Source organism: Streptosporangium sp. NPDC020145, assembly GCF_040631275.1.
Lineage (GTDB): Bacteria > Actinomycetota > Actinomycetes > Streptosporangiales > Streptosporangiaceae > Streptosporangium.
Window position 1 is genome coordinate 1 of the sequence record NZ_JBEXZT010000061.1, and the last position, 8,829, is coordinate 8,829.

The following is an 8,829-nucleotide window of genomic DNA, read 5'->3' on the forward strand; positions in this document are numbered from 1 at the left end:
TCCCACGGCTTCAGCCGCGCCAACCCGCTCACCCCTCCCACTGTCATTACAGCGAGAGATCAAACCACAACGGAGATCATTCTGTTAGGAGCTATAAGAGCGAACCTCGCCTGATCCCGACAGGTACGTGTTGGTGTGGATGCGGAACCGAGGTCGGCCTCGGCTCCTTCTTCTCCCAGGGGCACGACAAGATCGCAGAAGCCGCCCTCCTTGCGGCCCGGTACGACAACTCCGTCGCCCGACTCATCGCTCACCACGGCTTCGGTCCCGAGAATGGTGTCCGCGAGGCGGCTGTGGAGAGCGGTTACTGGGAGGCCTGCCCCGAAGCGAGCTGCGACTACCTCGGCGCCCCGTGGCTTCACGCCTGCTGCTCAATGTGGTGCCGATCCGAGCGGAGAGCCGACCACGGAGCGACCTGCGTGCGGAGCGGAGCTCTTGCGGAACGGAAAAGCTCGCTGAACGTCGGCCGGGCTGCTGCTCACCGGTTCCGCAGGCCGGGCCGGCAGCAGGACGAGCACTTGAGCCGGTTCCCGAGGCTCCCCGTGAGGCGGATCCGGCCTGCCGACGTGGCAGACGGCGGGTGGTCGTCGACGGCCATGGAGTTGTAGAGGCGTGCGCTTCTGGTGGTGAGGCGCAGGAGGGCTCGGCGGGGTCCCGCAGGCAGGGCGGAGATCAGGCGGGCGCCCTGGGCCAGTCCCAGCGCGCCGAGGCGGGATGCGGGGACCAGGGTCCTCGCCGCGCTCAGCGCGGCCGCGCGGCTGCCGCGCACGTGCTCGGCCATCGCCCGCTCGTAGGCGGGAAAGGCGCGTTCGTGGTCGCCGCCGGCCCGCGCCAGCTCCCCGGCGAGGACGTACGCGCCGACGACGGCCAGGCTGGTACTGCCGCCTACGGCCGGGCCGGGGCTGTAACCCGCGTCGCCGACGAGCGTCACCCTCCCCCGCGTCCAGGTGTCCATGCGGAGCTGCGTGACCGAGTCGAAGTAGAACGCCGGGGTGTGGTCAAGCTCCTCCAGCCGGCGGTCCACGTCGGCGTGCATGCCCTTGAACGCGTCGCGCAGCAGCTCCTTCTGCCGTGGCACGTCACGGTGGTGGTGGTCGAGTTCACGCTCGCTCCGGAACAGGAACAACGCCCGCGCGCCACCGAGGCGCCGCGAGCCGTACATGCCGGCGGTGCGGGCGGCCATTCCCGTGTCCGGTCGCGGTGCATCCCTTTTCGGTGATCATGCATCGCGACCGGCGACGATGGGCGGTAAGTCGGACTTATGTCCGAACCTACTCCGAGATGATCATGAACTGTTCCAGGGGCCCATCAGCGGCATGTCTTCCCGCATGCGCGTTGTCCGGTCTCAGCGAAGGTGGCACCTGTCTCGGTGAAATTGGCGCGTCCTGGCGTTCCGTCTCACACAGTTGGCACGAGAAGGACGATCGAGACCCGGCCTCTCACTGAAGGTGGCATGTGGCGGGTGTTGAGCACCCGATCGTTGGCAGCGGTAACCATGCGCCCGGTTGGTGTCGGGCGCCAAGCTGGTTTGACAGAGGCCGGACCCTCTCCGGGCCATTGGGCTCCTGGACGTGCCACGTCGAAGTATCGGAAGTCGCGAGGGGTCCGCTTCCGATACCGCAAGTCGTCTGAAGTAAGCACACCGGTTCATCGGTCGGCTTGCGGCAATCATGTCTGCGATGCAAACATGTCTGGGAAGCCGACATAATGGAGGTCAAGTCATGACGCAAAACGCGGCCAACGAGGCCGGCAACCTGCTCGACGAAGTAAACGTCCTGCGCGCCCGAGCCCGCACGGACCGGCACGCCTTCCGCTTTCCCTTGCTGTTCTTCGGAGGCTTCACCTTGGCCACCGCCCCGCTCTATGTCATCGACTTCGAGTTGCGGGAAAGTCCGGAAGGAACCTTCACCTGGCCTTTCGGAGAGTGGATCGATATGGTCTGGCTCGCCGGACTAGTCGCCGGGGCGGGGCTCACCGTGTGGTGGTATCGCCGCCACGGCCATCGGGCGGGCATTCAGACCTCACCGCGAAACCCAACGATCATCTGGAGCACCGCTGGGGCGGCCCCGCTGGTCTGGACGCTCCTGCCGCTGGTTGGCTTCCTCCTCTGGCCGTTCTTCATTCGCGACACCTTCGGCCTCCTGGCTTCGGCCCTCGGCCTGATCGCCCTGGCCCGGGCCGAACGCAGCCGCCATCTCTGGATCGTCACCGCCCTCTACACGGCGACAGCCGTCCCGGCCGTCGTCTATGACGTGCAAAACCAGTACCACCACCTGTTCCACCTGTTCGGCGTCTCCCCGCAGGAGATGCCCTACGGTCTTCTCCAGGGCAGTCCCGTTCTGCTCCCGGCCATGATCCTCCTCGTGGGCGGACTGACCGTCCGGCGAAAGACACACCCATGACTTACCCGACCGGAAATCTCGATGACACCGTCCACCAGCGCCATCGCCTCGGCATCCTTACCATCGCCAGCGAGGCGTCTCGGGTCGAGTTCACCTACCTGTGCGAGGTGCTCCAACTGACCAGGGGAAACCTCAACCGTCACCTCGCCGTCCTGGAGGAGGCCAGACTGATCACCCTGGAGAAGGGATACGACGGACGGCGCCCGAAGACATGGATCGTCATTACCAAGGAAGGCCGCGTAGCACTCTCAAAGGAGATCACCGCGCTGGAGGAACTGGTCCACCGCCACCGCGCCAACGAAAGCTGACCCTCATGCCGACGGTCGCCGGGCTTGTGCCGTGCCGGTAGCCGGCTGAGGATCAGCCGAGAATCCGCTGACAACCACCGGGCAGGAGGCGCTGTGGTGGGAGCAGTACGTTCTGGAAGTGCTCACAGGCGTCCGGGCCGACGCGCCTGCCCGTGCGAGACCACACCCGCACTTCGACCCGGCCACCACGACGCTCACCCAGCGCGAGCAGGCCAAGGCCGCCGAACCGGCCACCGAGGGACGCCCAAGGTCAGCACGCGCACGCTCAAACGCAAGCGGCTGCGTTACCAGACCCAAGGCCTGGCCGGACTGATCGACGGCCGTCATGACCGCCTCCAGCCGGTCACCGGACGAACTGGGCCACGCGTGGTCGAGGCGCTGCGGCAGGCGATTGAGGAGGCCACCGGCGCATCGACGCGCACCGCGAGCTATTTCCACTGGCGGGTCGGGATGCTCGCCGGCCAAGACGGCGTGGTGGTGCCGTCGCGAGCGACGTTCTACCGGTTGTTCGAGCGAATGTCTCACGGACGACACACCAACGGGTCGGCGCGCATGCGCCGGTCACTGGCCGACCGGTCCAGTGCCGCGCCTGCCCGGCGTGCCTGCTCCGGGATCGCGTAGTCGCGGTCGGCCGGTTTGGCCGACCGGCCGTGCCCGAGCAGGTCGATCCGGATGACGCGGTGGGACCCTGTCAGCAGCGCAACCATCGGGTCCCACGAGCGGGTGGAGGACGCGGACCCGTGGATGAGCAGGAGCGCGGGGGCGTCGCGGGGGCCGTCCTGGCACACGTGGATGTCGCAGCCGTCCAGCGACAGGGTCGAACTCTCGGCGCCGTCGTTCGCGTACGGCCGGCCGTCGGAAACAGTCATGGGCCCACTGTCTCCGCCGGCGTGGGCCGGTGGATTGGACGAATGTTCCCCTCAACCGGCTCTCGTAGCATGGGACGGTGCGTACGTTCGTGCATGGCGCGGCTGTCTGGGACGTCGCGTGCCCGCGACGGCCCAGCCGGGTGGCCGGTGTCACCATGGCCGGGTTCCGTGTCCGTGACCTGGACACGCTCCGGATGGTCCCACACCCGGCCGTGACGCTGCTCCTGGAGTTCGGCGCCGGTTCGCCCGTCCTCGACGGCGCCGCGGGGCAACAGCAACGGGGAAGCGTCGTCGCCGGGCCCGGGCTGGGGTCCGGAGGCGCGGTCCTGGCGCGGGGAGAGAACGTCGAGTGCGTGCAGGTGCGTCTGTCCCCGGTGATCGCAGGCGCCGTTCTGGGCGTCTCCCCCGCCGACCTCGACGGCGCCGTCGTGTCCCTGGGCGACCTGTGGGGCCGGGAGGCGTCACGGATCCGCGAGCGACTGTGCGATGCCCCGTCGTGGCAGGATCGCTTCGCGTTGACGGACGCACTGCTCGTCCGCCGGTATGAGGCGGGGCCGCCGGTGGATCCGGAGGTGGCCTGGGCCTGGCACCGGATCGTCGGCAGCCGTGGCCTGACCCGGGTCGACGGGCTCGCGGCCGAGGTCGGGTGGAGCCGTAAGCGGCTGTGGTCCCGGTTCCGGTCGCAACTCGGCCTGCCGCCCAAGCGTGCCGTGAGGCTGGTCCGCTTCGACCATGCCGCCCACCGCCTGGTCGCGGGTGAAGGCGCGGCCCAGGTCGCGGCCGACGCCGGCTACGCCGACCAGTCCCATCTGCATCGTGATGTCATGGCGTTCACCGGAACGACCCCCGCGACCGTGGCCGGCGAGCCGTTCCTCGCCGTTGACGACATCGCATGGCCCGGCCGCGAAGCGCCCGCCAGGCCGCACCTCTCCAGGGAACTCCGGCTCGGTCACCGTCCGCAGGACGCCTGACGGCGGTGGACCGGCGACCGCCGTGAACCGGTGATCGGCTCGGTCGTCCTCCACACCTCCATCGGTGGCACAAGCGTCTTCGTCGCCGAGGCCGTCGTGCGGGCCGCCTTGCGCGACGCGGGCTCGGCCTCAGCCGGTGGATCCAGCGCGTCGCCGGCTTCCGCACCCAGACTCCCGCGTGTGCGAGGAAGCCGTGTTGTCGGATCACGGGCGACCGGCGTCCCGGAAAGTTCTTCGAAGAAATCCCCGAGACGGTGTCGGATCGGGGCGGTGGTGTTCGTAGCAGGGGTAAGGCCGTTCATACGGGACGGTGCCAAGGCAAGTCAGGGGCAGGGGAACCGCGATCATGAAGCTGACGACCATGACTCAGGTCACCATCGACGGAGTGATGCAGGGAAACGGCGGCGCGTCGGGCGAGGACCGCAGGAACGGGTTCGAGCGCGGCGGATGGGCCCTGGGCAAGGGTGACGACGAGACCCGCGCATTCATCAACCAGACCTACCAGTGCGCCGACGCGTTCCTGTTCGGGCGGCGGACCTACGAGCTGTTCGCCGGCTCGTGGGGGACCATGACGGTTCAGGACGCCCCTGCCTGGGAGCCTGTCATGCGGGCGTTGAACACACGGCCCAAGTACGTGGCGTCGACCACGCTCACCGATCCGGCGTGGCCGGGCACCACCGTCCTGTCCGACGACCTCGCGAGCGCCGTCGCGGACCTGAAGGCCGAACCGGGAGGTGAGCTGCAGGTGCACGGCAGCGGCGTCCTGATCCGCTGGCTGCTGGAGAACGACCTGGTCGACGAGATGACCCTGATCGTCGTTCCCGTGGTTCTCGGGCAGGGCGCGCGGTTGTTCCCGGAGGTCGGCCCGGATCTCGCGCTCGACCTGGTCGAGTCGCGGGTCGACTCCAAGGGCGTGGCGATCCAGGTCTACCGGCCCGCCGGACGCCCGCGGTACGCGACGCCTTGAAGTTCCCGACCGGTACACCGCACAGCCCCGACACCACAGGAGATGATCTTCAGATGCGATACCTGGTTTCCGTGATCCACGACCGGGCCGGCCTCGCCACCCCGGACGAGGACGCCGCGATCGACGTGTTCAACGACCGGCTCCAGGCCGACGGCCACTGGGTTTTCGCCGGGGGCCTCGCCTCGCCCGGCACGGCCACCGTCATCGACAACCGGGGTGGCGAGGAGATGGTCACCGACGGGCCTTTTCTGGAGTCCAAGGAGTATCTCGCCGGCTTCTGGATCATCGAGGCGGCCGACCTCGACGTGGCGCTCAAGCTGGCGGCCGAGGGATCGAAGGCCTGCAACCGGAAGGTCGAGGTGCGGCCGTTCCTGTGAACGGGATCGACGTCCGTGAGGCGATCGCCCGGGCCCACCGTGAGGAATGGGCGCGGGTGGTCGCCTCCCTGACCAGGCGCTTCGGTGACCTCGACATCGCCGAGGAGGCGACCGCCGAGGCGTTCGCCACCGCCGTCCAGCGGTGGCCGGCCGACGGCGTGCCTCCCAGTCCGGGGGCCTGGCTGACCACCACCGCCAACCGCCAGGCCATCGACCGGATCCGGCGCGAGAACAAGCGCGACGACAAGCACAGGAAGGCTCAGATGGCCTACGGCGACCCGCCCGAGCCTCTCGGCGTCATCGACGACGACCGGCTCCGGCTGATCTTCACCTGCTGCCACCCGGCGCTGTCGATGGAGACCCGCGTGGCGCTGACGCTGCGTATGGTCGCCGGGCTGACCATGTCCGAGATCGCCCGCGCCTTCCTGGTGACGGAGAGCGCCATGGGGCAGCGGATCACCCGTGCGAAGGCCAAGATCAAGGCGGCCCGCGTCCCCTATCGCGTGCCGTCCGCCGAGGATCTCCCGGTCCGTGTCTCCGGTGTGCTCGCCGTCCTCTACCTCGTCTTCAACGAGGGTTACCTGGCCACCGGTCCCGAAACCGATCCCCTGCGTCACGATCTGACCGCCGAGGCGATCCGGCTCACCCGCCTGATCCGTGCCCTCCTGCCGGACGACGGTGAGGTGGCCGGGCTGCTGGCGCTGATGCTCCTCATCGAGGCCCGCCGGCCCGCCCGGGTCTCGGCCGACGGCGAACTGGTCGCTCTCGACGAGCAGGACCGTGAGGCGTGGGACACGGCGCTGATCGCCGAAGGGCACCGGCTGGTGCGCGAGCGTCTCACCGCCGCGGCCACGGGAGCGGCACCGGGTCGCTACCAGATCCTCGCGGCGATCAACGCCGTGCACACCTCCGCCCGCGACATGCGCGACACCGACTGGTCGCAGGTCCTGGCCCTCTACGACCAGCTCGTCCGCCTCGACCCCTCACCGGTCGTCTCCCTCAACCGGGCCATCGCGGTCGCCGAGCTCGACGGCCCGGAGGTGGCGCTGGCGATCGTCGACCGTCTTGAGCACAGGCTGGCCGGCTATCACGCCTACCACGCCACCCGTGCCGACCTGCTGCGCCGGCTGGGCCGCGGCCGGGAGTCCCGCGCGGCCTACGACAGGGCCATCGGCCTGGCGGGTAACGCCGCCGAGACCGCCTACCTGACCCGCCGCCGCGACCAGCTGCGGTAGCGCCCGCAGGAGGGGGCGGCGTCAGCCCTTCCGGCTCGCGAGGACGTTCATGTAGTGGTTGTTGATCATGATGCCGAGGATGTTGCCGAACGGGTCGCGGACCGAGGCGGTGACGAATCCGGGGCCGCGCTCGGTCGGCTTGTCGAACGGGACGGCCCCCATCTCCAGCAGCCGCTCCCAGGCCGCCTCCAGGTCGTCCACCGCCCAGTAGACGATCGCCCCGCCGTTCTCGGCGCTCCAGCCCGACGGGGCGAAACGCGCGTCGATGATTCCCAGCTCGTGCTGGTAGTCACCCACCCGGAACTCCACGTAGACCGGCTCGCCCTGCTCGGGCCGCTGGAAGTAGGCCTCCATCCCGAGGAGCTCGGCGTACCAGTCACGGGCGGCGGCGACGTCGTGCGCGTAGAAGCTGATGGTGGTGAGTCCGCGAAGCATGTCCTGCTGCCTTCCGCTCGGTGGCTTGTGAGATCGATCCTGTCAGCCAAAGTGCTCATGGAATGAGCGCTTTATTGGCAGGATCGAAGCATGAGAGCAGATCGTCTGGTGGCCGTCCTGTTGCTGATGCAGTCACGTGGCCGGGTGACGGCGGCGGAGATCGCCGCCGAGATGGAGGTTTCGGTCGCCACGGCCCGCCGTGACCTTGAGGCCCTGTCGGCCGCGGGCATCCCCGTGTACCCGCAGTCCGGACGCGGCGGCGGCTGGGCCCTGCTCGGCGGTGCCCGCACCGACCTTTCCGGGCTCAAGGCCTCCGAGGCCAGGGCGCTGTTCCTGCTGCTCGGCCCGGCCGCCGCGATCGCGCCGGAGGCCAAGGCGGCGCTGCGCAAACTCGTGCGCGCCCTGCCGACGACGTTCCGGCAGGAGGCCGAGGCGGCGGCGGACGCGGTCGTGGTCGACTCCGCCCGCTGGGGCGAGCACCGCCGTACGCGGCCCGTGCTCGTCGACCTGCTGGAGGACGCGGTGGTCCGGCGCCGGAAGACCCGCCTCACCTACTCCGGACGCGAACGCGTCGTCGAGCCGCTCGGCCTCGTCGACAAGGACGACACCTGGTATCTGATCACCGGAACCCCCGACGGGCAGCGGACCTTCCGCGTCGACCGGATCGCCGACGCCGAGATCACCGAGGAACCGGCCGAACGCCCGGAGCGCTTCGACCTCGCGGCGGCCTGGGACGAGGTCGTCACCGCGATGGAGGCACGACGCTCGACGACCACCGCCACCGCGACCGTCGAGGCCCGCTACCTACGCGTCCTGCGCGACCGCTTCGGCCGCCACTGCGAGGTGATCTCCCACGGTGAGAGGGTCCGGGTCACACTCACCGCCCCGACCGCGCTGGACATCGCCCGCCAGCTCGCGGGCTGGGGAGACCTCGTCGTCGTGGAGGAACCACGGTCCGTCCAGGACGAGCTGACGAAACTGGCCGCCCAGCTCACCGCGCTGTACGGCCGGCAGGACCGTTAACCCCGTCTCTCATGGCCGAGACGCACGGAGGGGCCGACGGTGGTGCTTGCGGTAACGCGGAAACACCCACGCGTGGGATCGATCACGGGCCGGCCCCGCCGACATCCTTGGTGACGTCACGACCACGTTGCCAAGATCGACGGGGACCTAGGTCCTGTTTCGAAGTCCGGTGTGTCGGGATCGCTAAGTAAGTGAGGTCTCCGGTAGATGGGTTGATCGACCAAGAACAACCAGTACCGGAG

The 8,829-nt window shown here is 69.2% G+C and carries 10 protein-coding genes; 7 read left to right on the forward strand and 3 right to left on the reverse strand.

The genetic code is table 11. From position 1 onward, the window contains the following. Positions 1–478: 478 nt before the first annotated feature. Positions 479–1,183 carry a hypothetical protein gene (locus ABZ463_RS41395; RefSeq protein WP_362785664.1) on the reverse strand — a complete coding sequence of 235 codons (705 nt, stop codon included), beginning with the start codon at positions 1,181–1,183 and terminating at the stop codon, positions 479–481. Positions 1,184–1,721: 538 nt separating this feature from the next. Here ABZ463_RS41395 and ABZ463_RS41400 point away from each other — a divergent pair. Both ABZ463_RS41400 and ABZ463_RS41405 read left to right on the forward strand, forming a co-directional pair. Next, positions 1,722–2,402, forward strand: coding sequence for a hypothetical protein (locus tag ABZ463_RS41400; protein WP_362785667.1), 681 nt, complete (start codon positions 1,722–1,724; stop codon positions 2,400–2,402). Then, positions 2,399–2,710, forward strand: a complete 312-nt coding sequence (locus tag ABZ463_RS41405; protein ID WP_352012380.1) for a transcriptional regulator — start codon at positions 2,399–2,401, stop codon at positions 2,708–2,710. The genes ABZ463_RS41400 and ABZ463_RS41405 overlap by 4 nt, the downstream gene beginning before the upstream one ends. Before the next feature lie 521 nt (positions 2,711–3,231). Here the strand turns inward: ABZ463_RS41405 and ABZ463_RS41410 are convergent. Further along, positions 3,232–3,579 carry an alpha/beta fold hydrolase gene (locus tag ABZ463_RS41410; protein ID WP_362785671.1) on the reverse strand — a complete coding sequence of 116 codons (348 nt, stop codon included), beginning with the start codon at positions 3,577–3,579 and terminating at the stop codon, positions 3,232–3,234. Positions 3,580–3,656: 77 nt separating this feature from the next. Between ABZ463_RS41410 and ABZ463_RS41415 the strand changes: the two genes are divergently transcribed. From ABZ463_RS41415 to ABZ463_RS41430, 4 genes are all read left to right on the forward strand, one after another. Continuing rightward, entirely contained in the window at positions 3,657–4,550 is an 894-nt protein-coding gene (locus tag ABZ463_RS41415) for a helix-turn-helix domain-containing protein (RefSeq protein ID WP_362785674.1), read from the forward strand. A 346-nt stretch (positions 4,551–4,896) separates the two neighbouring features. Then, positions 4,897–5,517 carry a dihydrofolate reductase family protein gene (locus tag ABZ463_RS41420; protein ID WP_362785677.1) on the forward strand — a complete coding sequence of 207 codons (621 nt, stop codon included), beginning with the start codon at positions 4,897–4,899 and terminating at the stop codon, positions 5,515–5,517. 53 nt (positions 5,518–5,570) lie between these two features. Next, on the forward strand, positions 5,571–5,894 hold the full coding sequence (locus ABZ463_RS41425) for a YciI family protein (RefSeq protein ID WP_352012376.1): 324 nt from the start codon (positions 5,571–5,573) through the stop codon (positions 5,892–5,894). Further along, positions 5,891–7,129 carry a sigma-70 family RNA polymerase sigma factor gene (locus tag ABZ463_RS41430; RefSeq protein WP_362785680.1) on the forward strand — a complete coding sequence of 413 codons (1,239 nt, stop codon included), beginning with the start codon at positions 5,891–5,893 and terminating at the stop codon, positions 7,127–7,129. The genes ABZ463_RS41425 and ABZ463_RS41430 overlap by 4 nt, the downstream gene beginning before the upstream one ends. 21 nt (positions 7,130–7,150) lie before the next feature. On the opposite strand, the gene ABZ463_RS41435 is transcribed toward ABZ463_RS41430, so the two are convergent. After that, a complete protein-coding gene (locus ABZ463_RS41435; protein WP_362785683.1) occupies positions 7,151–7,564 on the reverse strand; it encodes a VOC family protein in 414 nt (137 codons plus the stop codon). 90 nt (positions 7,565–7,654) lie between these two features. On the opposite strand from ABZ463_RS41435, the gene ABZ463_RS41440 reads away from it, so the two are divergent. Then, positions 7,655–8,587: a WYL domain-containing protein gene (locus ABZ463_RS41440; protein WP_362785685.1), complete on the forward strand. Its 933-nt coding sequence runs from the start codon at positions 7,655–7,657 to the stop codon at positions 8,585–8,587. Positions 8,588–8,829 lie beyond the last annotated feature (242 nt).